Origin of the sequence: Prochlorococcus marinus (assembly GCF_001180245.1) — a bacterium.
Lineage (GTDB): Bacteria > Cyanobacteriota > Cyanobacteriia > PCC-6307 > Cyanobiaceae > Prochlorococcus_A > Prochlorococcus_A marinus_F.
The window spans coordinates 38,989-65,243 of the sequence record NZ_CVSV01000131.1; the positions used below are offsets into that span (position 1 = coordinate 38,989).

Sequence of the window (26,255 nt, forward strand, 5' to 3'; positions counted from 1 at the left end):
AAAGTTAACAGTAAGAGCCGCTATGATCATAATTTTTAAATTTTTTTATGATTTATAAAAATCTTAGTTATATATTTCTCTCAACATTTTTAGTGAAGATAATTCTTTCTCTAGTTGAGCAGAGATCCATGTCTCAATAATAAATAATATTTTAAGCCAGACTTTTTTTGGTCCCAATAACTCTCCATTAGATTTTATTGGTAATTCGGGGAAAAGAAGTCTTTGTAATAGAGCAACTTCAGATGCATTTATTTTTAGATTACTTTGAGGATCTTCAATTGAGGAAAACCCTTCACTTGGCAAATAATAACAACGCCATTCCCAATTTCCTAAAGGCGGAATAATAGGTTCTCCAGTTTTACAGCAATGATGAATTGGTAAATTTATACCTCCAATGGCTAATAGATGGATTAAAGATTGAATACTCATTGAGAGCATTTTAATATCTTCTTCTTTAGATTCTTCATACAAATAAATCCTATCTAGATGTGCAAGAACACAAGATAAATAGTTTTGTTGCTTATCATTATTACCTACTAATAAAAAAGTTAATTCAGTTATTGCTTGCGCGGCTGCAAGACATTCAATATTTTTCCCTAGACCAGAATAGCTTTTTAATATTTTAATTTGACGTACAGATTTAAGATTTCTTTTCCCAAAAATTTGCAGACTTAAATATGTTAATGGAGTAGCTGCGGCAAGACTACTTTTAGGACGTCTAGCACCAGGCACCGCTAATCGAACAATCCCCTGCTCATCAGTAAGAATAGTTATTAATCTATCATTCTCGCCTAATGGAGAAGCTTTAATACAGAGACCCTCTAGTCTGCACTCACCAGAACCAGACATTTAAAAATTTATTTCTTGGAAAATCTCACAAAAATTAGAAGTTCCAACGCAACTAATTCCATTATCAAACAAATCAATAACTTGTGTAAGTTTTTTTATACCACCTACAACTTTTATTTGATTTTGAGAGCCTGTTATTTTTAGTATTTCGGGGACATCATTAGATGTAAGAGGAGATCCAAACCCGTCCCCGAATTGAAAATTTTTTATTCCTAATTCCAAACATATTTCTATCGCATTAATAAAAACTTCTTCTTGTAGTTTTGATTTATTTATGATTATTGAAACTGGTAATCCAGATAATTTAACTTGCTCAATTTCAGCAGCGAAAGTTTCTAAATTTCTTTTGGATAAATTGATAAAGTTTGGGATATATTCGATTCCTTTTGCACCCTTATCTTTTGCAAAACAAACTAATTCTACAATAAATGAAACTGGTAAATCTGCTAAAGGGTAAGAAATAAGTGCGTTTATATCTGCACTGTAATTACCCAAACAGTTTTTAAGATCAGTTAAATAATTTAGTGAAGTAGAAATATTTTTGATATTGTATTTTCTTATTAAATCGCAATTCACACAGAAATCTTCCCATGATAAGTAAGGGTTAATAATAATCGCATGAATTTTCTCGTTTAATTCATATTCAATATTGGGCATTTAAAACTTATTTAGATTGAATCAATCCATAACCTCCATGATTCCTTTTATATATAACTTGAAGTTCATTATTTTTCTTGTTTCGAAAAACATAAAAATCATGATCAATTAAATCTAATTGTTTTCTTGCTTCGTCTGATGAAATTGGAATCATTTCAAAGTATTTATTTTTTATAGATGGCTCAGGCAGACGTGCTTCAGTTCCTTCTTTAAAAAAAGCTTTATCCAAAAAATTTGATTCCATACTTTCAATTGGTAAAGAATCTTTATTTTTAAATTGTTTATTATGAATTGTTTTATTGTTTCTTTCTTTGTATTTGCGTAATTTTCTACAAAGTTTATTCGAGACTAAATCAATACTTGAGTATAGATTTTCAGTTTTTTCTTCAGCTCTAATTACGGTACCATTTGCAAAAATAGTAACTTCTGCAGTTTGGAACGAGACTCTTGGATTCTTTTCAATTGAAAGGTGTATGTCAGCTTCTTTAACGATATCCTTATAGTGATGTGTTGCTTTTTCTATCTTTGCCTCAGTATATTCTTTTAATGCTCCAGTGAGCTCAAGATTCTTTCCATGGATTAAAATTTTCATAACAAATCTAAAAATATTTACTTACTTTCTAAATCTACTTAAATATGGATAATAGAACAGCAATAATTAAACAACCTGATAATATTTCTTCTTTTAATGATGTTTATAAATTACAAAAAGAATATCAGGAGGCATTGATTTTAGATAATTCTAACCCTGATTTTGTTTGGATAGGCGAGCATCAACTTTGTTATACATTGGGGAGAGGATCTAATTACGATAATTTACTATTTTCTCTAAATGATACTAAATATGATGTTTTTAAGATTGATAGAGGTGGTGAGGTAACTTGTCATATGCCAGGACAATTAGTAACGTATTTGGTTTTAGATTTGAAAAATTTTAATAAAGATTTAAATTGGTACTTAAGAAAAATTGAAGAAATTATTATAAGAATCCTTGGAGCTTTTAATATAGATTGTCACTCTAGAAAAGGGTTTACTGGTGTTTGGATAGGAAATAAGAAAATCGCATCAATTGGAATTGGGTGTAAAAGATGGATTACGATAAATGGATTTTCAATCAATATTGACTGCGAATTAGAAAACTTTAATAAGATTGTTCCTTGCGGAATAGAAAATTGTCTTATGGCAAATATTATTGATTACAATAAAAATTTAAATATTCAAGAAGTCAAGAGAATTGTTAAAAAAACCATCGAGGAAGAATTTAATTTTGATTTTATATCAAAATAGAAATTAAAATTTCAAAATCAATTTGATATGGGTGATTTAGCGTATTGGCCTGCAGCCAAACCTCTTTCTAAAAAAAATACATTTGCCAAAAATAGAGATTTTATTAAGAACCTTGATCATATAGATCAAATTTGGGAAAAATTAAAATTTAAATGTGGTGATACTTTAGCTGTTTGCGATTTAAGAGGGAAATACAAAGAAAAATTTTCTTATTCTGAGCTGGCTGATTTAATAACAAAAGTCTCTTTTTCTTTCGAAAATTATGGTTTAAAAAAGGGGGATGTAGTTACTGTAATATCTGAAAATTCTCCAAGATGGCTAGCAGTAGATCAAGGCTTAATGCGTTTAGGCGCTATAAATGCAGTGAGAGGTATTAATTCTCCTTCAGTAGAATTAGACTATATTATTGGGCACTCTAATTCAGTAGGACTAATAGTTCAATCTAGGGAAATTTGGCTAAAGTTAAACAACAAAGAAGAATTAAAAAAAAGACTGAAATTTATAATCAATTTAGAAGATGAACAATTTGAAAGTTTAATAAGTTGGAGTACATTCTTAAGTTCAGTAGAAAAAGAAAATTCACAAAATAATAATCTTGAAAAATTTAATCCAGAAATTGATGACATCGCTACTATCCTTTACACTTCTGGGACGACCGGAAAACCTAAAGGTGTGCCTTTGACTCATGCAAATTTTTTACATCAAATAATTAATTTAGCCTATATCGCTGATCCAGAACCAGGGACCTCTGTATTAAGCGTTTTGCCTATCTGGCATTCTTATGAGAGAAGTGCTGAATACTTCTTTTTTTCATGCGGTTGTTCTCAATACTATACAATTCCAAAATTTCTTAAAGATGATATTACACAAATAAAACCTGTTGTCATGGCTACTGTACCGAGACTATGGGAAGCAATACATGATGGTTTTTTTCAGGCTTTGAAAAAAATGCCTTCCAAAAAGCAAAAACTTATTAAGTTTTTGATAAGTAATAGTTCAGTTTTCAAAAGGAGTCTTAGAAAGATAAGAAATATAGATATAAATCAAATAACTTTTAAATCAAAAATCCCCTTGCTGGGTGCTGTTATTAGCCGATATCCTTTACATAAATTGTCTACTATTTTTTTATGGCCGAATATTCTTAGACAACTATGCGGAGAAAAACTGAAATTTCCCATTAATGGTGGAGGTGCATTGCCAGAACATGTAGATCTTTTTTTTGAATCTTTAGGTGTAGATGTTTTGGTGGGATATGGACTCACAGAAACTAGTCCAGTATTAACTTGTAGGAGAAGAGAATTAAATGTTAGAGGATCATCTGGGCAGCCTCTTTCATTTACTGAAATCAAAATAGTGAATGATGATAAAAAAAAGATTCTGAAGTTCAGAGAAGTCGGGAAAATACTTGTTAGGGGGCCGCAAGTAATGAAAGGTTATCTTAATAATGAAATAGCTACAAATGATGTTTTATCCAAGGATGGTTGGTTTGATACTGGTGATTTAGGTTTTCTAATACCAAATGGTTCTCTCTTTATAACGGGAAGAGCCAAGGATACAATTGTGCTATCAAGTGGTGAAAATATAGAACCAAATCCGCTAGAGACTGAAATTCTTAGTTCTGAATTTATTAATCAGATTCAATTAGTAGGACAAGATAAGAAATGTTTAACAGCCCTTGTAGTTCCTAATGTCGAATTGGTTAAAAGCAAGTTTTTGGAAGAAGACCTTTCAAAATTAAACCTGAATAAGAAAATTGGTACATTTTTTAAATCACAAATTAATAATTTGCTTAAAAGTCGATTAGGAGCAAGATCAGAAGAACAAATATTAGATTGTTATTTTGTTGATGCCTTTACTCTAGAAAATGGGTTATTAACACAAACTCTTAAACAAAAAAGAAAAGAAATAGAAAAAAAGTATTCATTACAAATAGAAAATATGTATGAAAACAAATTTAGTAAGAAAATTTGATTTGTTCTATCTATATTGAATAGGTAATTTAATTTTTTATGGAAACAAAAAACTCAATATCTATAAAGCGCTCAATAGCTATTAAAGCTGTAGTTACACCAACTTGGAAGGAAGATGCTGAAAAAGAATTAAGTAAAGCAATTTCAAACATTGATCAGCAATTATCGCAACTGGAGCAAGAGGGGCAGCAAATAGTAAATAATATTAGATCCCAATCGGTTAATCCCCTAGATCCAAGGGTTCAAGAACAGGTTAGTCAGGTGCAACAACAAGTCGCAGCAAAACGAAATGAAATTGAAGAGCAAAAAAGAAATCTTCTTCAACAACAGAGTCAAGTTCGCGAATTAAAAATGGACGAAATTGTTGATCAAGGGCAAGTGGATAGTTTCTGTGATGTCACTGTGGGAGACAATCTTATTGAAAAAATGCAAGTATCGATTACGGTTAAGGATGGAGTTATTCAATCTATAGATAATAATTAAATAGAAGATTTAGTATTTTTGATAAATATAAGTAAATCTTAATTTCGAAAAGTTTTAAATTCTAATCGATCTAAATTATTACTTTCTTAAGTTTTAAGAGTTCCCACTGTGAAGATGATTTCGTATAATTAAAACAAGAGTTTAAAGGGTTCTTAACCATAAAAACTGTAGGAAGTTTGGTAGAAATCCCTTGAAACTTATGCAATAACAATTTTCTTATGTCTCACGAAATATTCATGCCTGCCTTGAGTTCTACTATGACGGAGGGCAAGATTGTGGAATGGTTGAAAAATCCAGGAGATAAAGTTGAAAGAGGTGAATCTGTCTTGGTTGTTGAGTCTGACAAGGCAGATATGGATGTTGAATCTTTTCAGGATGGATATCTTGCGGCTGTTTTAATGCCTGCTGGCAGCACTGCACCAGTAGGAGAGACTATCGGTCTTATTGTAGAAAATGAGGATGAGATAGCTTCTGTTCAAGAACAAAATAAAGGAAATCAACCCGAAGTTTCAAGTCCGGATCAACTTGAATTGGTAAGCAATAAAACTGAAGAAAAACCAGTAGTTCAGACTGAAAATATCAATAAAGAAGCTGAAGAAGTCGTCTTAAAGAGTGAAAAGCCTGCACCATCTTTTAATAGTGATCAAATTAATGCTGCTACGAGTAATGTTTCTTCGAGGGTGATTGCATCTCCAAGAGCTAAAAAACTTGCCTCTCAAATGGGTGTTGATTTAGCAAAGGTTCATGGATCCGGACCTCACGGAAGGGTTCAAGCTGATGATATTTTAAAAGCTAATGGCCAACCAGTCTCTATACCATGGATAGGTGAAGGTGGTTCTCCTGCAAGTATCCCTGGTGCAAATCTGGGAGTTGAAAGTAAACCAGAAACTTCAGGAAATAGTTTTGGTAATCCCGGAGAAACAGTTCAATTTAATACTCTTCAAAAAGCGGTAAATAAAAATATGGAATCTAGTTTAGATGTGCCATGTTTTAGGGTGGGGTATTCCATTAACACGGATAAATTAGATAATTTCTACAAAAAAGTAAAACAGAACGGAGTTACTATGACTGCTTTACTAGTAAAGGCAGTTGCAAAGACACTAAAGAAACATCCGCAAGTTAACTCAAGTTTTTCAGAGAACGGAATTTCTTATCCAGAAAATATAAATATTGCTGTTGCTGTTGCGATGGAAGATGGTGGACTAATAACTCCAGTTTTAAAAGAACCATGCAATACTGATTTATTTGAATTGTCTAGGGAATGGAAAGATCTCGTAAAAAGATCAAGATCAAAACAATTAGAACCTGATGAATACTCAACGGGAACCTTCACTTTATCTAACCTTGGGATGTTTGGAGTTGATAGATTTGACGCAATTCTTCCTCCAGGTACCGGTGCTATTTTAGCCATAGCATCATCGAAACCAACCGTTGTTGCTAATAGTGATGGTTCAATATCTGTTAAAAAAATAATGCAAGTAAATCTAACAGCTGATCATAGAGTGATCTATGGAGCTGATGGAGCTTCATTCTTAAAAGACTTGGCTTCCCTGATTGAAGATGAGCCAGAGACTCTTGTCTCCTAAATTTAATTGATTTCTCAAATTAATAATGAAGAAAGAGATTATAAGCTTGAAGCTTATGATTATCTACTTGATCCTTCATTAATTGCTAGTAAACCTTCTGCAATTAGGCATGAATCAAGATTGATGATAGTTAGAAATAGTTTTTTAGAAGAAGACTGTTTAACTAATAAATTTACCAAGGATCTTTTAGATGAATTTAGAGAAGGGGATCTTGTGATTGTAAATAATACTAAAGTTATGAAAGCTAGGTTAAAGATTGAATTAGAAAATAAGACATTAGTCGAATTATTAGTTTTAGAAAGATCCCATGAATGTGTTTGGTTATGTTTGGCAAAGCCAGCAAAAAAGTTAAAAATAAATAGAAAATTAAAATTAAAATCTCCATTAGCACAAGATATTAATTTGATTGTTGATGGAGTTGATGAAGAAACTGGAGGGAGATTTATTAAATTTCCGGAAAATATAACTTGTCTCAATTCAATGAATGAACTTCTTGATAAATACGGGGAAATCCCTCTTCCTCCTTATATAAAAAATTCCGAAGAAGAATCTTTTCATGAGAAAAGTTATCAAACTGAGTATGCAACAAATCCGGGGGCAGTTGCTGCACCAACAGCTGGTTTACACTTAAGCAAAAGTCTTATTTTCAATCTAAAAAAAAAAGGCGTAATAATCTTACCGATAACTTTGCACGTGGGTTATGGAACATTCAAACCAATTGATCAAGAAGATTTAAGTAACTTAAAACTTCACAAAGAATGGGTAAGTGTTAATAAGGAAGTAGTGGAGGAAATAAAAAGAATAAAGAAAACAGATAGAAAAATAATTGCTATTGGTACAACTAGCGTAAGAGCTCTTGAAAGTTGTTATTCTTACGAAATTAATGACTTTATTCCCATAGCTAAATATGTAGATTTAGTAATTAAGCCAGGTTATAAATTTAAAGTAGTTGATGGATTATTAACTAATTTTCATCTCCCTAAAAGTTCATTATTACTTTTAGTAAGTGCAATGATTGGTAGAGAAAGATTATTAGATCTGTATAAAAAAGCCATAAAAGAAAAATTTAGATTCTTCTCTTATGGCGATGCGATGTATATTTCACCAGATTCACTACTGGAGAAAAAATAGATTTATGCTTTGACTGGTTCTTGAATGATTCCGCTTGGGACTTCAGTAAACATAATTGACGATAAATACCTCTCTGCTAAATCAGGTAGAACAACTACAATTGTCTTCCCAGCATATTCATCTTGTTCCGCTAATCTAACAGCAGCAGCAGCGGCAGCCCCACAAGATATTCCTACTAATAGACCTTCCTCTTTAGCTAACCTAAGAGCCATCTCAATTGATTCGTCATTTGTTACTTGTTCGACCTTATCAACAATTGATAAGTCAAGGTTCTTAGGAATAAATCCTGCTCCAATTCCTTGGATTTTATGTGGTCCGGATTTAACCTCTTCTCCATTCATTGTCTGTGTAATAACAGGACTGTGTGATGGTTCTACAGCTACAGAAGTAATATTCTTGCCCTTCTCTTGCTTAATGTATCTTGAAACTCCTGTAATTGTGCCGCCAGTTCCAACCCCTGCAACTAGGACATCAATTTCGCCATCGCAATCATCCCAGATTTCTGGTCCAGTAGTTTTGAAATGAATTTCAGGGTTTGCTGGATTATCAAATTGACCTGGCATGAAATATTGAGAAGGATTACTTTCTGCAATTTCTTTAGCTTTAGCTATCGCTCCAGGCATACCTTTAGATGCCTCTGTTAAAACAATTTCAGCACCCAAGACTGCCATAACCCTTCTTCTTTCAATCGACATGGATTCTGGCATTGTAAGGATCAGTTTATAACCTCTTGCTGAAGCAGTAAAAGCTAGAGCAATTCCTGTATTTCCAGAAGTTGGCTCAACAATAGTTTTGTCTTTTGTAAGTTTCCCGCTTTTCTCGGCATCCCAGATCATGTTTGCGCCGATCCTACATTTGACACTATATGCGGGGTTTCTACCTTCAATTTTTGCAAGTACTGTAGCTTTCGCGTTTTTAGTAACTGATTTTAATTTTACTAATGGAGTGTTTCCAATAGCAAAACTGTTGTCCTCATAAATTTTTGCCATTTACATATTGAGAAAATATATATTAATACTAACTATTATTCAGAAAAAGAGTATATAAGTTTCTATACGGTAAATACTAGGAATTTAGAAATTATTTAGTGCTTCAGAAAAGGTTTTCCATAATTGATCTTGGTCTTCTAATCCAACTGATACTCTAATAAGGTGCGAAGGTATACCAAAACTTTCAGCCCAATCCAACTCGTCAAAATGAGCTAGTAAAACATAAGGACAAACTAGAGTAAATTTTGTACCTAAACTAGGTCCTTTAGATACTTTTAGAGAATCATAAAATTTTTTAGCTTTGTTCAATCCTCCATTTAATTCAAACGATAATAAGCAGCCGTATCCCCCATTAGAAGTAAGTAAAGAATTAAAATTTGGACAATTTTCAGGATGGAAAATATTTTTAATCTCGCTATGATTCTCTAATCTTTTTTTTAATTCTAAACATGCTTTATTTTGTTCAAAAACTCTTTGATTTACATCTCTACTAACTTTCTCTAAATAAACTATATCTCCATCGGAAAGTATTGGAATATTAATCTCGTTTAATGCATTTCTAAACTGATCAATCCATTTGCTTTTTGGATTTAGTATTAATGATCCGGCAAGAATATCACCACTACCTGAAAAAATTTTTGTAAGTGAAGTAAAAACTATATCTGCATGTTCTATGGAATTTATATTTAAATTCGAACCAATTGTATCGTCAACAATTAAGGGAATATTTAGCTTTTTTGCAATTTTTGAAATTTTTTTAATGTTTACACATTTGAGCATTGGATTACTTGGAAGTTCAATAATTAATGCTGATGGATTTATTCTTTTGATTTCTAATTCAATATCCGCGCAATTTTCTTCTGTAATTAACTTTGCTCCGTGAAAGATTTTCATTGGTAATTTAAGTACATCTACATATGGAAAACCAACTTGGAGTGTTGGTTTAGCTGGAAATAATTTATATATGATTTCTAATGATGTATGCAATGCAGACATTCCAGATGAAGTTAAGTGAATATCATTAGAGTCAATTTTTGTAGATTTAGAAATTCTATTTTTTATTCTTTGAGAACATTCATTTACGTAAGATTTTGGAGGGCAATCTTCAAGACCTAGTTCTATAGCGGCAGCTCTTGAAGATAGACCAAGACCAGTATGTTGCCAAAAATATTTTGCATAAATACTTCCTTCTTTTTCAGTTATTAAGAAAGCTAAATTATTTCTTTTTTCTATTAACGAAAATTTTTCAGAAGTATTTCTATCAATGTATTTTTTAGCTTTAAAAGCTATGCCTTCATTCGGATATGGCCAGATACTTTTATTGTTGTAGTAATTTTGCTTTTTTACTTTTTCGCATAATCTTTTCACTATGGGGTTTAGCCCGAATCGTGGGTAAATGGACTTCAATAAATTCATGCATTCTTGATCTTTTTCCTCGTAATTTATTACATCATTCCAAGTTGGTAATGCTACAGAAACGGCATGAATACTATCAGGAATTGCATATCCCAACTCTAAATTTTTCCATATAGGTTTTTTAAGTAAATCTCTCAATTTTCAGAATTTGTTTAGAGCAAATAAAATGTCCGAGATTAAATCGTTTGTATCTTCACATCCAATTGATAATCTGACAAGAGCATCATCAATCCCTAGTAGATTTTTTGTTTTATCATCAACAGAAGCATGAGTCATCGTTGCAGGGTGACAAATTAAACTTTCAACCCCTCCAAGGCTTTCTGCTAGAGAGAAATATTTGAGAGATTTGCAAAATTTAAAAGTATCCTTTTTATTTAAATTTAATTTTAGGGTGATCATTGAACCTCCAGATTTCATTTGCGATTTTGCTAAATTAAATTGCGGATGTTCTTGATTAAAAGGGTAAATTACTTTACTAATAATTTTATGATTACCTAATTCTTCAGAAATAAATTCTGCACTTTTAGTTTGTTGTTCGATTCTTAATGGAAGAGTTTTTACTCCTCTCGTAATGAGCCAACTATCAAAAGGAGATGGTTGAAGCCCGAGAGCTTTTTGAGAGAAAAGCATCTTACTATTCCATTCCTCATTATTTGTAAGTACTGCTCCGCCAAGTGCGTCACTATGTCCATTAATAAATTTTGTGGTGCTTACAACCGATAGTGTTGCACCAAGGTCCAATGGTTTTTGAATAAGCGCTGTAGAAAATGTGTTGTCTACAACTACTGGTATTTCGAGTTTATTCGCTTCATCACAAATCGCCTTAATATCAAGTACCTTCAAAAGTGGATTAGTTGGACTTTCTAGCCATATCAAGGTTGGCTCGAAGTATGAAATCTTTTTGATATTATTTTCGTTTGTAAAATCTGTGTATAAAACTTCTAGCCCAAATTTCTTGAAAACTTTTTCGAACATCCTCACTGTACAACCATAGAGATTTGACTCGCAGAGTATCTTGTCACCCGATTTTAGTGTTGATGAAATTGCAGTTACCGCGCTAATTCCAGATCCAAAAACTGTACAGTATTTAGAATCTTCTATTGATTTCAGGACGCTTTCTAGAATTCTAAAGTTTGGATTGCCTGATCTGGTGTAGTCGAAATTATCTTTATTTCCATGTTTAAAAGTGGATGTAGAAAAAATAGGAGGCATAACGCATCCAGTTTCTTCTGCAAATGTTTCCCCATGGTGAATAGATAGGGTCTTAAAACCTGGCTTTTTGATATTATTTTCCTTATTTCCCATTATTTTTAAAAATAAGAATTAAATTAAATCTCTCATTTTTTTTAATGAGAGATTTAATAATCCAAAGAAAAGTAGTATTAAACTTTTCTTGAATAATATTCAACAACTAGTAGTTCGTTTATTTCAAGAGCCACCCACTCTCTATCGCATTTTCCATTTATTTTTCCCGTTAATTTAGGTTTGTCTAAATCAAGATGAGGTGGAACATTTGCTAATCCAGGGAATTCTATATTACCTTCAACAAGTTTTTTGCTTGCTTTGTTTTCTTTAATTCCGATTACATCGCCTGATTTGCATTGATAACCAGCAATATCAAGAACCTTTCCATTAACGGTTACATGGCCATGATTTACTAATTGCCTTGAGCCTGGAATGGTACCTCCAAAACCTAATCTAAAACAAACATTATCAAGTCTGTTTTCCAAAAGTCTTAGTAGGTTAGTTCCTGTAGATCCTTCTTGAGCTCTAGCTTTTTTTACATAACGAACTAGTTGTTTTTCAGAAACTCCATAATTAAACCTAAGTTTCTGCTTTTCTTCTAGACGAATTGCATATTCTGATCGCTTGCGACGGGCTTGGCCGTGCTGACCTGGAGGATTAGACTTCTTTGAAGCTTTCCTGGTGAGACCTGGTAGTTCTCCCAAGCGACGCGTAACCCTTAATCTGGGGCCGCGGTATCTTGACATAATTTTAAATTAAATAGAAATTTGCAATAAATTGGATAATTGATTAAATTCAATTAAACTAATTACTACTGGAAATATTATTTTACATCATTAAAGTGTTCAAAACTATTAATAAATCAATTACTTCTATACTTCTTTTTATGATTTCGTTTTATCAAAAGTGGTTTTCTCCTTTTTTTGGACCAAGATGCAGATTTATTCCAAGTTGTAGCTCTTATGGATATGAGGCAATTACTAGACATGGTCCTTGGAAGGGAGGGTGGTTAACTTTAAAAAGATTAAGCAAATGTCACCCTTTAACTCCCTGTGGATGTGACCCTGTGCCTGACTAAATGAATGAAAATATTTATTTTTGTTAGGCAGGGATGTTGCCTTTGTGATTCATTAAAAAATAAATTGGCAAAAATAAATCTTAATGAGTTATTCCCTAATCTAGAAGAGCTTAAAGAAATTGATATAGATAGGGTCGATTTATATAAAGATAAATATAAAAAATATGATTATGAAGTACCTGTTATTGCTATTGAAAGAATTAGGTCTGAGGAGATCATAGAATTGCCTCGCATTTCTCCAAGATTAAAAGATGATCAATTAAAGAATTGGTTTCAAAAAAATATTAGTACCATTCTGAAGAAATAATTTTTTTTATATGAGATCTATAAAATTACATAAACTTTTAGATTTAGTAGGAATTATTCCTTCATTAGATTTAATCGATCATGAAATCAATAATATTTCTTTTAACTCTAAAGAAGTAAAAAAAGGAACTTTATTCTTAGGAATGCCTGGTTTAAATGTTGATGGAGGAAAATTTTGTATTGAGGCAATTGAAAATGGCGCGGAGGCTGCCATTATTGGGCCTGCTGCAAAAGAGAGAATTGGATCTATTGATCGAGAAAGGATTTTGGTTATTGAGGATAATTTAGATTATATTTTTGGTCAAATTGTCGCTGAGTTTTGGAATAGGCCTTCAAGAAAACTTAAACTTATTGGTGTTACCGGTACTAATGGAAAAACGACAATTACTTTCTTATTGGAATATCTTTTAAAAAAATTAGGGAAAAAGACTGCATTATTTGGGACCTTGTTTAATAGATGGCCTGGCTTCTCAGAAGTTGCTTCTCATACAACTGATTTCGCTGATAAACTTCAAAAGAAATTAAATTCTGCTGTTGAGGCAGAATCTGAATTCGCGATATTAGAGGTAAGTTCTCATTCTATTGCTCAAAAGAGGATATCAGGATGCGAATTTGAGGCGGCTATTTTTACTAATTTTACTCAAGATCATCTTGATTATCACTCAGATATGGAATCTTATTTTCAAACAAAAAGAAAATTGTTTTTCCCACCTTACTTAAAAGAAAAAGATGGAATTTCTGTATTAAATCACGATGACCATTGGATATCTAAATTATCGTCTGATCTTGAAAAAAGATCTTCATTAGTGTCTACAAAGATTACTGAAAGTGAATTTGAAAATGATGATTTTTTTTTCGTAACAGATAAAAAATTTACTGAAAGTGGTTCCACTTGTATTTTTCATACACCTAGGGAAAAAATTCAACTTTTTGTTCCACTTGTTGGTGAATTTAATTTAATGAATGCGATTCAAGCAATAACAATTTTGTATAAACTGAATTTTTCTTTAAAAGATTTATCAAAGTTAATACAATCTTTCCCTGGTGCTCCTGGGAGAATGGAGAAAATACAAATTGATGATAATGACGTTTCAAGATCTCTTCCAACAATAATTGTTGATTATGCCCACACTCCTGATGGATTAAAAAAAGTTTTGCAATCAATTAAAAAACTTTGTGAAGGGAAACTAATAACTGTTTTTGGCTGTGGCGGAGATCGTGATCGTAGTAAAAGGCCTTTGATGGGATCAATAGCGGAAGAGTTGTCTGATCAACTTTTTATAACTTCAGATAATCCAAGATCAGAAGAACCCCAAAAGATAGTAAATGATATTTTGATGGGTATAAAAAAAAGAGAAAAAATAATAATTGAAATTGATAGATTTAAAGCAATAAATGAATCTATTAAATTTGCCAATAAAAAAGATATTGTTTTAATTGCAGGAAAAGGACATGAAGACTACCAAATTCTCAATGATAAAGTTATTAATTTTGATGATAGAAAAATAGCTTATAAATTATTAAAAGAAAAAAATAAATCTCAATAAAATTTCCTAATTAAATAAGAAAGATTTTACGCAAATCATGAGAAAAGTTTCTTAAAATTAGAGGAGTTAATTTTAATAAAATGAAAGGCTTAGCCTTAGTTGTAGGCGCAGGTGGAATTGGAACACAACTTGCTAAAGATCTTAATGAAAGTGAAAAAGATTTAGATGTTGTTTTGTGTGGAAGAAAAAGTGAATTTAATCCTTTTTGGGAATTAGATATAGAGGATTCTCAATCCCTTTTGCAGTTGAAAAATAAAATATCAAATCATCCTTCAAAATTAAGGCTAGTTGTTAATGCTACAGGTAGACTTCATAGTGATTCTCTTCAACCGGAAAAGAGATTACAACATCTTGATAAAAAAAATATGATGGAAAGTTTTTCAATAAATGCCTTTTCTCCTATTTTATTAGCTAAAGCGGTTGAAGAATTTATACCAAAAGATTTTGATTTTAATTTTGCAAGTATAAGTGCAAGAGTTGGTAGCATTGGAGATAATCAAACTGGAGGTTGGTATTCATATAGAGCTGCAAAATCTGCGCAAAATCAGTTTTTTAAATCTTTAAGTATTGAATGGGCTAGACGTTTCCCAAAGGCTGCTATCACATTGCTTCATCCAGGAACAGTAGATACTGATTTATCTAGACCTTTTCATAAATTTGTTCCAGAACATAAATTATTTAGTAAAGAAAAATCCTCCCAATTTCTGATCAATATTATTAAAAGTCAATCACCAGAATCTACAGGAAAATTTATTGCATGGGACAATTCGGAGATACCTTGGTAAACTAAATTTTTTTATTTATAGATCTTTAAGTCAATATTTTTTTTATTTCTTTAGCAAGTAAATCAATCTCAGCTTCACTAGTTATTTGATGTATGCATGCTCTAAACCATTTTGGATCTTCTAAAACTCTAATCCAAATTTTCTTTTCTCCAAGTTTCTTCACAAATTCATCCTTATCTTCAATATTTTCGATATTAAAACTAACAATCCCATTTAAATATTTTTTTTCTAAAACTAATTCAACACCCTTTAATTGATTTAATTCATCCCAAAGTTTTCCACTTAATTTTTTGATATTTTTGTTTTTTTCTTTTTCATGGCAGCCTTTATCCAAAAGATCTAAAGAATTCCGAAGCCCAGCAAGTAAAGGAATACAAGAGGTAGCTATTTCAAATTTTCTTGCATCATCATGAAAAAGATTATCTGAAGGCTCATAAATGCCTTGTTCTTTTTTTAATGATTTCCAACCAATTATTGTTGGATCTGTTTCATGAATAAATCTATCTGAGACATAAATGGCTCCAAGTCCTTCTGGTCCACATGCCCATTTATGAGAAGTTATTGAATATAAATCAGAATAAAAAACTTCTTTTTCAATATTTATGTGCCCAAAGGTTTGAGCACCATCAACGAGTAAATAAGAATCTTCTCGATTATTTTTTAATTCGATAGAAATTTGTTTTAAAGGAATTTTATATCCAAAGTTCCATAAGATATGAGAAATAATTAGGATCTTAGTCTTACGATTTAGATTTTTCAAAATCTCTAAAATTATATTTTCGTCGTTTAGATTTTTAATTTTTTGGATTGGCAAAATTCTGAATATTAATTTATTTCTTCTGCAAAATTCTCGACTTGCAGCTACTACTCCAGGATGCTCACAGTCACTTATTAATAACTCTTCTCCCTCTTCTACTTTTATTCCCCAAAAGGGCAAAATCATACCGGAAGAAATATTTTCGGTTAAAGCTACATTCTTTGAATTGACACCTAATTTTTGAGCAATTATTCTTTTTGTGGTCAATATTTCTTTGTAAATAAAAGGCCACATATCATTGGTAAATGGACCTAAATCTTGGATAATTTCCCAAGTTTTAACTATTGCTTCTAGAGAAGATTTTGGTAATGGTCCTTGACCACCATAGTTGAAATAATACTTATTTTTTAATGCGGGTATTTGATCTCTTGGATTATTTCTCATAGAAATTTATAGTAAATTTTCAACTCTTGAATTTTTTTAAATATTGCCCACTAAAGTTACTGTCCTAAATTCAATATCCTCAATTACTTTCCAAGGTTCAGAACTCCTTTCTGCAAATTTTAAATTTTTAAATCCTAGTTCTTTAAAATCACTTATAAACTCTGGCTCATACCATGCTCCACTAATACATCCTGTCCATAGATCATGATCATTTTGCAATCTTAAAGGAACTTTTTTGTTAGAGACGATATCGCTAATTGCAATTCTTCCATTATCGTTTAAAACTCTTTTTATGTTATGTAGAAGGTTATTTCTAGATTCTGGACTTACCAAGTTTAAAACGCAATTACTTAAAATAATATCTACTGATTTATCTGCGATTAATGGATTTAAATCTTTATCTAATTCATCAAGTTTTTCAATTGAACCTTCTAGAAATTCTGTATTGTTGAAACCTATATTTTTTGTAACTTCTTTAGAGGCTGATCTAGATAAAGAAAGCATGTCAGGATTCTGATCAACTCCAATAACTTTCCCTTCTTTTCCCACAATTTGGGCACAAATGAAAGCATTTTTGCCGCTACCACTTCCAAGATCTAAGACAATATCATTTTTTTGAACATATTTTGTTGGATCACCACATCCATAGTCTCTTTCTATAACCTCTTGAGGAATTGCTTCAAGTAAAACAGGATCAAACCCAACTGGTGTACAAAGACAACTTTCTTTTTCTTGTGCGGCTGAGCCATATCTTTCTTGAATCGCATCTTTATGATCGAATTGATTAGGTGCTTTATTCGATGTGTTTGTATTACAGCAACTTTCAGACATATTTTTTAAAGGACTCTTGATAAATATAGCCAAAAAAAAAGCCCCTGAAAAAGGGGCTTTTAATTTGTTTAATTAAATTATTTAGTGTAATTAACACCTCTGTAATTTAATTCTGCTTTTTCATTACTTGAAGAAGCGTCATCCATTCTCTTGGTGTATACGTTTCTTCTGTAGGTAAGTTCAACAAGTTGCTTTTTAGCAGCTTCTTTGTTTTGAACGTAGTTTTTACCTCTGTAAGTTAAAGTAGTCATGTTTCGATGTGACAACACGGCCATCCCCCGTTCCATGGTATGACTCGAACTGCGCCCTCAAACGAGGGTGAACGAAAAGTAGCAATTGCTACAAAATAATTATAAGCGTATTTTTAACTGCATGTCTAGCTTTAACAAATAGAAACGAAGATTTAATATTTTTTTAATTATTATCTTAGGTAAATTTTTTTATAAATAGTCTCTAAAAAGGTTTATGTTTATATTTGGTTTAATCTTCATGTAACTATTTATTTATGACAGGTTTTTTATATTTCTTGGGAAATACTTTAAGGTGGCCAGTTTTAAAGCCAAAAGAATTTTTTTCACTACATGCTTATTTTTCAATTATTTATTTGATAACTTTTACTTTGAGTAAATATGATGTAAGCCAATCAAATTTAGTTTTTACTTTAGGAATTCTTGCACCTCTTTTAATCGCTATTGGTCAAGGACTTCCAATTGATTGCCTTGATATGGAATCATCTTTGTTGAAGGAATTAAAAACTAAATAATATATATTTCAGTTAAAAATTTTTATAAAACTTGGACAACTTCGCTTATTTCAGGAATCATTTCTTTTAACTTTCTTTCAATACCCATTTTGAGAGTCATAGTGCTACTTGGGCAACTACCACATGCTCCTTGAAGTCTGACTTTGACAATTGGACCATCTATTTCTGCAATCTCCACATTACCTCCATCAGAAATTAAAAAAGGTCTTAGCTCGTCAAGGACTTTTTCTACATTTTCGTTTGTCAGCGAGAGTGTTTCAGTACTCATAATTTTGTATTAACTTTATAATAAGCCTAGAAAGAAATCTGATTAATTGCAAAAAAGATAATTTTCTGTTGTGACTTCATCCAAAAATTCCACTAATGACAATAGTTACTTTGATGCAGTCTTAGTAGGAGCAGGGATAATGAGTAGTACTTTAGCCCTCCTAATTTCAGAAGTTTTACCAGATATAAAATTTCTTATTATAGAAAAATTAAATGCTCCAGGAAGTGAAAGTACTGGCGCTTTTAATAATGCAGGTACAGGACATGCCGCTAATTGCGAATTAAACTATACCCCTTTAGATGAAAAAGGAAATCTAAAAATAGATAAAGCGCTCTCAATAAATCGTTCTTTTGAAACATCCATGTCTTTATGGGCCTCATTGTATGAAGCTGGGAAAATTGATATTAAGAAGTTTCTAAAATTTATTCCTCATATTAGCTTTGTGTCTGGTCAGGATAATATTTCTTTTTTAAAAAAAAGATTTCAGAAAATGACCGATAATCCTGAATTTATCGATATGGAATTTTCTACATCTTTTGATCAAATTTCATCATGGGCTCCTCTAATAACAAAAGATAGAAATCAATCTACTCAAATTGCTGCTACAAGAATAGGTAGAGGAACTGATATTAATTTTGAGGCTTTAACTAAAGAGTATTTGTCATTAGTTTCCTTAAACAAAAATGTTGAAATTAGATACAAAACAGAATTATTAGATTTAAAGAAAATTGATAAAAAACAATGGGAACTAGAAATCAGTTCTGAAGGTAGAAAAACTTCAATTAGAACTGGTTACGTTTTTCTTGGTGCTGGTGGAAAAACAATTAATTATTTACAAAAATCAAAAATTCCAGAAGCAAAAAGTTATGGTGGATTCCCTGTTAGTGGGAAATGGCTTATTTGCGAGAAAAAAGATCTTACAGAAAAACATAACTCAAAAGTTTATGGTAAAGCTGATATTGGATCGCCACCAATGTCTGTGCCTCATTTAGACACCAGATGGATTGATGATAAAAAACTTCTTTTATATGGACCTTTTGCTGGATTTACAACGAAATTTCTAAAACAAAGCTCATACTTTGACTTATTTAGTTCAATTAAAAAGAATAATATTTTTTCTATGTTAGACGTTGGTTTCAAGAACAACGATTTAATTAATTACCTAATATCACAATCATTAAAGAACCATAACTCAAGAGTTGAGAATTTAAAGAATATGATGCCATCAGCTAATCCTTCTGATTGGTATTTAAAGAATGCTGGTCAAAGAGTCCAAATAATTAAAAAAACTGAAGGTGGTGGTACTTTGAAATTTGGAACTGAGATTGTAAATTCATCTGATGGATCATTATCTGCTTTGTTGGGAGCCTCTCCGGGAGCAAGTACTGCGGTTTCAATTATGGTTGAGGTTCTTGAAAAATCTGCTTTATTTTTAAACGATAACTATAATCTTAAGAAAAAAATAAATGACTTAATTTATCCAGAACTATCAGTCTCTGAAAATTACAGTACCTTCATAAAAGAAATTAAAAAAAGAAATAATTCCATTTTTGGTTTCCATCCATAATTCTAATTAGCTAATATTAATCAAGATGTAATAAGAGGAGATTTTTTCTTTCTATATGACTGATATATCGGTTTCAAAAATTAGAAATTTCTGCATAATCGCTCATATTGACCATGGTAAATCTACCCTTGCAGATAGGTTGCTTCAAGATACTGGTACTGTGCAGCAAAGGGATATGCAAGAACAATTTTTGGACAGTATGGATCTTGAAAGAGAGAGAGGAATTACTATCAAGTTACAGGCCGCAAGGATGAAATATAAAGCTGACGATTCCCAAGAATATGTTTTGAACTTAATAGATACTCCAGGGCATGTTGATTTCTCTTATGAGGTTAGTAGATCTCTTCAAGCTTGTGAAGGCGCCTTACTTGTTGTTGATGCAAGTCAAGGAGTAGAAGCTCAAACCTTAGCTAATGTTTATCTTGCCTTAGAAAATAATCTTGAAATAATTCCTGTTTTAAATAAAGTTGATTTACCAGGGGCTGATGCTGAAAAAATAAAACAAGAAATAGAGGAAATTATTGGACTTGATACATCTAATGCAATAAATTGTTCAGCAAAAACTGGAGTTGGTATTAAAGATATTTTGGAAGCAATCGTGAGAAGAGTACCTCCTCCTCAAGATGAAATTAAACTTCCTACAAAGGCACTGATTTTTGATTCTTATTATGATCCGTACAGGGGAGTTATTGTTTATTTCAGGGTGATATCTGGGTCTCTAAATAAGAGAGAAAAAATATTATTAATGGCAAGTAAGAAAAATTATGAACTCGATGAGATAGGAATAATGGCCCCTGATCAGCAGCAAGTTGATGAATTACATGCAGGAGAAGTTGGTTATTTAGCTGCTTCTATAAAATCAGTTGCTGATGCGAGAGTAGGAGATACGATTACTCTTTTAAATTCACCTGCCAATGATCCTTTGCCTGGATATAAGACAGCAAATCCTATGGTTTTTTGTGGCTTATTCCCGACTGATGCTGATCAATTCCCAGATTTAAGAGTATCACTAGAAAAATTACAATTATCTGATGCAGCTTTAAAATATGAGCCCGAAACCAGTAGCGCAATGGGCTTCGGATTTAGGTGCGGATTCCTAGGACTTCTTCATATGGAGATTGTTCAAGAAAGATTAGAAAGAGAATATGACTTGGATCTAATCGTAACGGCACCATCAGTTATTTATAAAGTTAATTTAAATCAGCAGGAACATATCTTTATTGATAATCCTTCTACAATTCCTGATCCACAACTTAGAGAATCAATAGAAGAGCCTTATGTAAAAATGGAAATTTATGCTCCCAATGAATTTAATGGAACATTAATGGGTTTATGTCAGGAAAGAAGGGGTGTATTTATAGATATGAAATACATAACAACAGATCGAGTTACCTTGATTTATGAAATTCCATTAGCAGAAGTTGTTACAGATTTCTTTGATCAAATGAAAAGTAGAACCCAAGGGTATGCATCAATGGAATATCATTTGATTGGCTATAGAAAAAATGACCTTGTTAGATTAGATGTTCTAATAAATTCAGAAAGAGCAGATCCATTAACTTCTATTGTTCATAAAGATAAGGCTTATGGAATTGGCAGAAGTTTAGTTGAGAAATTAAAAGAACTTATTCCAAAACAACAATTTAAAATACCTATTCAAGCATCAATCGGTAGCAGGATTATTGCAAGTGAAAGCATAAGTGCTTTGCGAAAAGATGTTTTATCTAAATGTTATGGCGGGGATATTTCTAGGAAAAAGAAACTTTTAAAGAAACAAGCCAAAGGTAAAAAGAGGATGAAGGCAATGGGTAAAGTTGAAGTCCCTCAAGAAGCTTTTATGGCAGTCTTGAAATTAAACCAGTAATTTCTTTTAATTTAAAATTTATAGCTATTTATTTCTAAAAGAATTGGGTATATTTCATTTATATCTTTAAAAAAAGATTTTGGATATTAACTCATTTAAGCGTGTCGGCGCAAATATCAGAAAAGCTGGATTTTTAATTGTACTTTTTTATCTTCTTGTTGTTTTAATAATGAAATTTTTAGAGGCCAATAATTTTTTTGGCTATTCATTTTCAATGTTAAGCAATGATATCTTTGCCCCTCCTTCTCTTAATCATTTTTGTGGCACAGATAGATTAGGAAGAGATGTTTGCTTAAGAACTTTGCAAGGATCATCATTAGCGATAGAAGTTGTATTCTTAGCTATTCTTTTTTCATTAAGTTTGGGTTTGCCATTGGGATTATTAAGTGGATATTTTGGTGGTTATTTTGATAAATGTTTATCACTAATAATGGATACTATTTTTTCAATACCTGTAATTTTACTTTCAGTTGTTGTGGCTTTTGTATTGGGTAAGGGTATCCTTAACGCGGCTTTGGCATTGTGTATTGTTTACTCTCCTCAATATTTTAGATTAATCAGAAATCAGACAATATTGGTTAAATCCGAAACTTATGTGGAGGCAGCTCAAGTTGCAGGAGCTGATGTTAAAAAAATTATTTTTAAATATATTCTCCCAAATGTAATAACACCATTGCCTATTCTGCTTACCCTAAATGCTGCAGATGCTGTTTTGGTATTAGGAAGTTTAGGATTTTTAGGCCTTGGCGTTCCTGCGGATGTCCCAGAGTGGGGAAGTGATTTAAATCTGGCTCTTGCCGCTTTACCTACAGGTATCTGGTGGACGGCTTTGTTCCCAGGTTTGGCAATGTTTTTTTTAGTTTTAGGTCTTTCTTTTATCGGAGAGGACCTTGAAGAAATTTTTGATAGTCAAAATTCTTAATAAATTTAGTTATCTGTAACAGGATCAAGTTCTCCTTGATCATTCAACTTTGGATATTCTTTAGCTGATTTTTTATACACCGCAGCTAATTCTGGGTAACACCATTCAAAAAGTGTTTTTTGATATTCATCCATATTTAACCCTTCTCCATTAGCGGGCAATATACCTTTATTTTTTCTTTGGCGAACAGCTTCAAATAATAATATAGAAGCAGCAACTGAAACATTCAGAGATTGAACCATACCTCTCATAGGTATAAAAATTGATTGATCAACCATTGATATAAGTTCATTACTTAGTCCCCATTTTTCTGCTCCTAAAACAAAACATGTATTTTGAGAATAATCAAAATTTCTATAATCTACTGATTCACTATTAAGAGTCGTTCCATATAATTTAAAGCCCTTATTCTTTAAATCAGATATTGCAGTGATAGTGTTTTCATGATTATTCAGTTTTACCCATTTTTGACTTCCTTGAGCTGTACTATTAAAAGTCTTAACAGCATTCGTTTTGCTAATAAAATTTGCTTCGAAAACTCCTGCCGCATCACATGTCCTTAATATCGCCGATAAATTATGTGGTTTATTGACATCCTCAACTAAAACAGTCAAGTTTTTCATTCTGCAATCTAAAACATTTTTGATTCGTTCAAATCTTCTCGGCAAAATTGACATTTATAATTAGTTCACACTTTTAAATTATATTTAAAAAATATTGATTACCTATTAAATCTCTTGGTTTATAATATTTTGGTAGTTTAATTTAACTCAATGGCATACATAGAATGGGACTATACATTAATAACAAGCATGGTAGAAAAACAAGGTTGGAATTTACCTGATCGTGAATCGGAAGAATGGAATAAATTTAACGATGAATTAGGAGAAAAAATGCGAGGTGTTGGACTTATTTTTGAAAAATATTGTAAATTCACCCCTGACGTAGGAGAAGGAGTTCATCTTCTAGATGACTGATCATAAATAGTTTTAAACCATTGATGTATCCCTTAATCAATGGTTTATTAATTAACAAGATAATATAATTTCACTAAATTAGAACTGGCAATTATTAAGGCTTTATAAAGCTTGTACTCTAAAAAAATTTTTTTATTCCACAAAAAAGTTATTTAATTTCTATATTTGAATAAAAATATGAAAAATAAATTAACCTTTTTATTCGATGGTGGTTGTCCACTTTGTTTGAGGGAAACAAATTTTCTTAAAAAAAGAGATACCTTAAATCAAATTGCATTTATAGATATTAATAGTAAGGATTATGATCAAAGTCTTTTTAATGACATCTCATATTCAGAAGCTATGTCAAACCTGCATGGGATTATTGAAAATGGTGAAATTATTAGGGGACTAGATGTACTTGCATATTCTTATGAATTAGTTGGTTTAGGTTGGGTTTATTATCCCTTGAAGATTAAGCTCTTATCTCCATTATTGAGATTGGTTTACAGATATTGGGCAAAATATAGACTTCAAATTACAGGTAGATCCGATATTGAAAAACTTTGTACCTCACAATGTGAACAATAAATATGGAAAGTATCGATATAGACAGAATAATAGAAATGTGTTGGGAAGATAGAACACCCTTTGAAGCTATCGAGTATCAATTTGGTTTAAAAGAGGAAGATGCGATAAAAATTATGCGTCAAAATCTTAAACCCAAATCTTTCAAAGTCTGGAGAAAGAGAGTTTCGGGAAGAAATACAAAACATATGGCCCTTAAAGATTCAACTAGATTTAAATCTACTCATAAAAGAAAATTATAAATTTTGAAAAATCTTTCTACTAAAACTTGTCCTGTTTGCAATAGGCCATTTGAGTGGCGTAAAAAATGGAAAAAGTGTTGGGATGATGTTATCTACTGTTCAAAAAGATGCAGTAACAGAAAGTCGCAAAGATGAAACAAATATCAATTATTTTCCCCAATCAACTTTTTAGAGAAAGCCCAATCTTAAAAATAAATTGTGAAGTTTTGATTTTGGAAGACTCATTATTTTTTGGAAATGATAAATTTCATAAATTAATTAACCATAAAAATAAGTTAGTTTTTCATAGAGCATCTATGCTCGCTTATAAAAATTATTTAGAAATATCTGGCTTTAAAGTTTTATATATCGAAAACAAGAATAATGTTTCTACAGTTGATCATTTATCGGAACTTATTAAAAATAAATATCAGAAAATAAATCTCATTGACCCTCATGATTTTTTAATAATGAAGAGGATTAATAATTTTGTTGAAAGTAATAATTTAGCTTTAAATATTTTGCCTTCTCCTATGTTTATGAGCTGTGAAGATTTAAAAGATTTATTTGCATCAAATACAAAAAAACCTCTTATGGGGAGATTTTATGAGAATCAAAGAAAGAGCCAAAAGATATTAGTTAATCCTGATGATACACCTGAAGGTGGTAAATGGAGTTTCGATGAAATGAACAGAAAAAAATTACCAAAAAAAATAAATATACCCGATACACCTAAATTACAAAAAAATAAATTTGTAGTTAATGCAGAAAGGTCATTAGCCAATTTTGATATTGAGTTTATTGGAGAAAGTAACAACTTTTTATATCCAACTAATTTTGAAGAGGCAGATGCATGGTTAAATGATTTTTTTAAACATAGATTTTTCTTATTTGGAGATTATGAGGATGCTATTTCTAAAGAAAATTCTTTTTTATGGCACAGTTTACTTTCTCCTCTTTTAAATATCGGCTTATTAACCCCAGATGTAGTAGTAAATAAAGCATTACTTTTTGCAAAAAATAATAATGTTCCTATTAACTCTCTAGAGGGTTTTATTCGGCAAATTATTGGATGGAGAGAATTTATTTGCCTCGTCTATAAAAAGTACGGAACAAAGATGCGAAATAGTAATTTTTGGAATTTTGAAGATAAGCCAATTCCAAAATCTTTTTATCAAGGAAATACAGGAATTGAACCAGTAGACGTTGTTATAAAAAATATTATTAAATTTGGTTATTGTCATCATATTGAGAGGCTAATGATTGTTGGCAACTTTATGCTTCTATGTAGAATTCACCCCAACCAAGTTTATAAATGGTTTATGGAAATGTTTATTGATTCCTATGATTGGGTTATGGTCCCAAATGTTTACGGAATGAGTCAGTTTAGTGATGGAGGTATCTTTTCAACAAAGCCATATATATCAAGCTCTAATTATGTAAAGAAAATGTCTAATTTCAAAAGTGGCCCATGGTGTGAAATATGGGATGGCTTATTTTGGAAATTTATTAAAGATAATGAAAGCTTTTTTAGAAAGCAATATCGTCTGGCAATGTTAACGAGAAATCTCGATAAAATGTCAGAGGAAAAATTAAATAATCACTTAAAAACGGCCGATAAATTTTTAAGAGATATTCAATAAATTAAGAGTAATAACCTTCAGTTGTCTTTGAAAAATTAAAAGAATATTATGTTAAGAAGAAATATTAAGTACGGATGTTAATTTAGAAAAAATTAGATTTAT

30 protein-coding genes are annotated in these 26,255 nt (G+C 31.2%); 18 read left to right on the plus strand and 12 right to left on the minus strand.

Features of this window, described 5'->3' with window-relative positions:
* Positions 1–63 precede the first annotated feature (63 nt).
* From recO to hpf, 3 genes are read right to left on the minus strand one after another with little or no spacing between them, the layout of a single operon-like run.
* Complete coding sequence (recO, locus tag AMO19_RS05455; RefSeq protein WP_075507636.1) at positions 64–849, minus strand: DNA repair protein RecO; 786 nt, start codon at positions 847–849, stop codon at positions 64–66.
* Positions 850–1,506 (minus strand): 2-deoxyribose-5-phosphate aldolase, encoded by a 657-nt coding sequence (locus AMO19_RS05460; protein ID WP_075507637.1) that lies wholly within the window; start codon positions 1,504–1,506, stop codon positions 850–852.
* Between the two features lie 7 nt (positions 1,507–1,513).
* Positions 1,514–2,098 carry a ribosome hibernation-promoting factor, HPF/YfiA family gene (gene hpf, locus AMO19_RS05465; RefSeq protein WP_075507638.1) on the minus strand — a complete coding sequence of 195 codons (585 nt, stop codon included), beginning with the start codon at positions 2,096–2,098 and terminating at the stop codon, positions 1,514–1,516.
* 44 nt (positions 2,099–2,142) lie between these two features.
* Between hpf and lipB the strand changes: the two genes are divergently transcribed.
* The 5 genes from lipB to queA all read left to right on the plus strand — a co-directional run bounded on the left by lipB (position 2,143) and on the right by queA (position 7,963).
* Positions 2,143–2,793 carry a lipoyl(octanoyl) transferase LipB gene (lipB, locus tag AMO19_RS05470; protein ID WP_075507639.1) on the plus strand — a complete coding sequence of 217 codons (651 nt, stop codon included), beginning with the start codon at positions 2,143–2,145 and terminating at the stop codon, positions 2,791–2,793.
* A gap of 27 nt (positions 2,794–2,820) precedes the next feature.
* Positions 2,821–4,764, plus strand: coding sequence for an AMP-binding protein (locus AMO19_RS05475; protein WP_075507640.1), 1,944 nt, complete (start codon positions 2,821–2,823; stop codon positions 4,762–4,764).
* A 38-nt stretch (positions 4,765–4,802) separates the two neighbouring features.
* Positions 4,803–5,246 (plus strand): YlqD family protein, encoded by a 444-nt coding sequence (locus AMO19_RS05480; RefSeq protein ID WP_025880659.1) that lies wholly within the window; start codon positions 4,803–4,805, stop codon positions 5,244–5,246.
* 218 nt (positions 5,247–5,464) lie between these two features.
* Positions 5,465–6,832, plus strand: a complete 1,368-nt coding sequence (locus AMO19_RS05485) for a dihydrolipoamide acetyltransferase family protein (protein ID WP_075507641.1) — start codon at positions 5,465–5,467, stop codon at positions 6,830–6,832.
* 6 nt (positions 6,833–6,838) lie between these two features.
* Entirely contained in the window at positions 6,839–7,963 is a 1,125-nt protein-coding gene (queA, locus tag AMO19_RS05490; RefSeq protein WP_075507642.1) for a tRNA preQ1(34) S-adenosylmethionine ribosyltransferase-isomerase QueA, read from the plus strand.
* 2 nt (positions 7,964–7,965) lie between these two features.
* Here the strand turns inward: queA and cysK are convergent, their stop codons facing one another.
* The 4 genes from cysK to rpsD form a co-directional block, all read right to left on the minus strand.
* A complete protein-coding gene (gene cysK / locus AMO19_RS05495; RefSeq protein ID WP_002805805.1) occupies positions 7,966–8,952 on the minus strand; it encodes a cysteine synthase A in 987 nt (328 codons plus the stop codon).
* 84 nt (positions 8,953–9,036) lie between these two features.
* Entirely contained in the window at positions 9,037–10,506 is a 1,470-nt protein-coding gene (locus AMO19_RS05500) for a PLP-dependent transferase (protein WP_075507643.1), read from the minus strand.
* Between the two features lie 3 nt (positions 10,507–10,509).
* The gene (locus AMO19_RS05505) at positions 10,510–11,673 is read right to left on the minus strand and encodes a trans-sulfuration enzyme family protein (RefSeq protein ID WP_075507644.1); all 1,164 of its coding nucleotides are present in this window, start codon (positions 11,671–11,673) and stop codon (positions 10,510–10,512) included.
* Positions 11,674–11,750: 77 nt separating this feature from the next.
* Positions 11,751–12,359 carry a 30S ribosomal protein S4 gene (gene rpsD, locus AMO19_RS05510; protein ID WP_011817920.1) on the minus strand — a complete coding sequence of 203 codons (609 nt, stop codon included), beginning with the start codon at positions 12,357–12,359 and terminating at the stop codon, positions 11,751–11,753.
* Positions 12,360–12,454: 95 nt separating this feature from the next.
* On the opposite strand from rpsD, the gene yidD reads away from it, so the two are divergent.
* The 4 genes from yidD to AMO19_RS05530 all read left to right on the plus strand — a co-directional run bounded on the left by yidD (position 12,455) and on the right by AMO19_RS05530 (position 15,329).
* Positions 12,455–12,691: a membrane protein insertion efficiency factor YidD gene (gene yidD / locus AMO19_RS05515; RefSeq protein ID WP_025922984.1), complete on the plus strand. Its 237-nt coding sequence runs from the start codon at positions 12,455–12,457 to the stop codon at positions 12,689–12,691.
* Positions 12,692–12,695: 4 nt separating this feature from the next.
* Positions 12,696–12,998 carry a glutaredoxin family protein gene (locus tag AMO19_RS05520; protein WP_075507645.1) on the plus strand — a complete coding sequence of 101 codons (303 nt, stop codon included), beginning with the start codon at positions 12,696–12,698 and terminating at the stop codon, positions 12,996–12,998.
* Positions 12,999–13,008: 10 nt separating this feature from the next.
* On the plus strand, positions 13,009–14,544 hold the full coding sequence (locus AMO19_RS05525) for a UDP-N-acetylmuramoyl-L-alanyl-D-glutamate--2,6-diaminopimelate ligase (RefSeq protein WP_075507646.1): 1,536 nt from the start codon (positions 13,009–13,011) through the stop codon (positions 14,542–14,544).
* Positions 14,545–14,624: 80 nt separating this feature from the next.
* Positions 14,625–15,329: an SDR family NAD(P)-dependent oxidoreductase gene (locus tag AMO19_RS05530; RefSeq protein ID WP_075507647.1), complete on the plus strand. Its 705-nt coding sequence runs from the start codon at positions 14,625–14,627 to the stop codon at positions 15,327–15,329.
* Between the two features lie 25 nt (positions 15,330–15,354).
* Here the strand turns inward: AMO19_RS05530 and AMO19_RS05535 are convergent, their stop codons facing one another.
* The 3 genes from AMO19_RS05535 to AMO19_RS05545 form a co-directional block, all read right to left on the minus strand.
* Positions 15,355–16,530, minus strand: coding sequence for an aminotransferase class V-fold PLP-dependent enzyme (locus AMO19_RS05535; protein WP_075507648.1), 1,176 nt, complete (start codon positions 16,528–16,530; stop codon positions 15,355–15,357).
* Between the two features lie 36 nt (positions 16,531–16,566).
* Positions 16,567–17,361, minus strand: a complete 795-nt coding sequence (locus AMO19_RS05540; RefSeq protein WP_075507649.1) for a methyltransferase domain-containing protein — start codon at positions 17,359–17,361, stop codon at positions 16,567–16,569.
* A 77-nt stretch (positions 17,362–17,438) separates the two neighbouring features.
* A complete protein-coding gene (locus AMO19_RS05545; RefSeq protein WP_075507650.1) occupies positions 17,439–17,612 on the minus strand; it encodes a DUF4278 domain-containing protein in 174 nt (57 codons plus the stop codon).
* A gap of 254 nt (positions 17,613–17,866) precedes the next feature.
* Here AMO19_RS05545 and AMO19_RS05550 point away from each other — a divergent pair, with 254 nt between their 5' ends.
* A complete protein-coding gene (locus tag AMO19_RS05550; protein ID WP_011375974.1) occupies positions 17,867–18,124 on the plus strand; it encodes a hypothetical protein in 258 nt (85 codons plus the stop codon).
* 22 nt (positions 18,125–18,146) lie between these two features.
* Here AMO19_RS05550 and AMO19_RS05555 read toward each other — a convergent pair whose 3' ends face one another.
* Positions 18,147–18,392, minus strand: a complete 246-nt coding sequence (locus tag AMO19_RS05555) for a NifU family protein (protein WP_002805305.1) — start codon at positions 18,390–18,392, stop codon at positions 18,147–18,149.
* 70 nt (positions 18,393–18,462) lie between these two features.
* Here AMO19_RS05555 and AMO19_RS05560 point away from each other — a divergent pair, with 70 nt between their 5' ends.
* From AMO19_RS05560 to AMO19_RS05570, 3 genes are all read left to right on the plus strand, one after another.
* A complete protein-coding gene (locus tag AMO19_RS05560) occupies positions 18,463–19,959 on the plus strand; it encodes a malate:quinone oxidoreductase (RefSeq protein ID WP_075507651.1) in 1,497 nt (498 codons plus the stop codon).
* Between the two features lie 55 nt (positions 19,960–20,014).
* Positions 20,015–21,823, plus strand: a complete 1,809-nt coding sequence (gene lepA / locus AMO19_RS05565) for a translation elongation factor 4 (protein WP_011817927.1) — start codon at positions 20,015–20,017, stop codon at positions 21,821–21,823.
* A 169-nt stretch (positions 21,824–21,992) separates the two neighbouring features.
* Entirely contained in the window at positions 21,993–22,745 is a 753-nt protein-coding gene (locus AMO19_RS05570) for an ABC transporter permease (protein ID WP_075508034.1), read from the plus strand.
* A 5-nt stretch (positions 22,746–22,750) separates the two neighbouring features.
* On the opposite strand, the gene trmH is transcribed toward AMO19_RS05570, so the two are convergent.
* Positions 22,751–23,422: a tRNA (guanosine(18)-2'-O)-methyltransferase TrmH gene (trmH, locus tag AMO19_RS05575; RefSeq protein WP_025955266.1), complete on the minus strand. Its 672-nt coding sequence runs from the start codon at positions 23,420–23,422 to the stop codon at positions 22,751–22,753.
* Positions 23,423–23,518: 96 nt separating this feature from the next.
* On the opposite strand from trmH, the gene AMO19_RS05580 reads away from it, so the two are divergent.
* The 5 genes from AMO19_RS05580 (at position 23,519) to AMO19_RS05600 (ending at position 26,153) form a co-directional block, all read left to right on the plus strand.
* Positions 23,519–23,722, plus strand: a complete 204-nt coding sequence (locus tag AMO19_RS05580) for a hypothetical protein (protein WP_075507652.1) — start codon at positions 23,519–23,521, stop codon at positions 23,720–23,722.
* A gap of 177 nt (positions 23,723–23,899) precedes the next feature.
* Positions 23,900–24,292, plus strand: coding sequence for a thiol-disulfide oxidoreductase DCC family protein (locus tag AMO19_RS05585; protein WP_042849887.1), 393 nt, complete (start codon positions 23,900–23,902; stop codon positions 24,290–24,292).
* Positions 24,293–24,294: 2 nt separating this feature from the next.
* Positions 24,295–24,531 (plus strand): TIGR03643 family protein, encoded by a 237-nt coding sequence (locus tag AMO19_RS05590; protein WP_002806923.1) that lies wholly within the window; start codon positions 24,295–24,297, stop codon positions 24,529–24,531.
* Positions 24,532–24,534: 3 nt separating this feature from the next.
* The gene (locus tag AMO19_RS05595; RefSeq protein WP_075507653.1) at positions 24,535–24,666 is read left to right on the plus strand and encodes a DUF2256 domain-containing protein; all 132 of its coding nucleotides are present in this window, start codon (positions 24,535–24,537) and stop codon (positions 24,664–24,666) included.
* Positions 24,663–26,153 (plus strand): cryptochrome/photolyase family protein, encoded by a 1,491-nt coding sequence (locus AMO19_RS05600; RefSeq protein ID WP_075507654.1) that lies wholly within the window; start codon positions 24,663–24,665, stop codon positions 26,151–26,153. The genes AMO19_RS05595 and AMO19_RS05600 overlap by 4 nt, the downstream gene beginning before the upstream one ends.
* Positions 26,154–26,255: the final 102 nt, after the last annotated feature.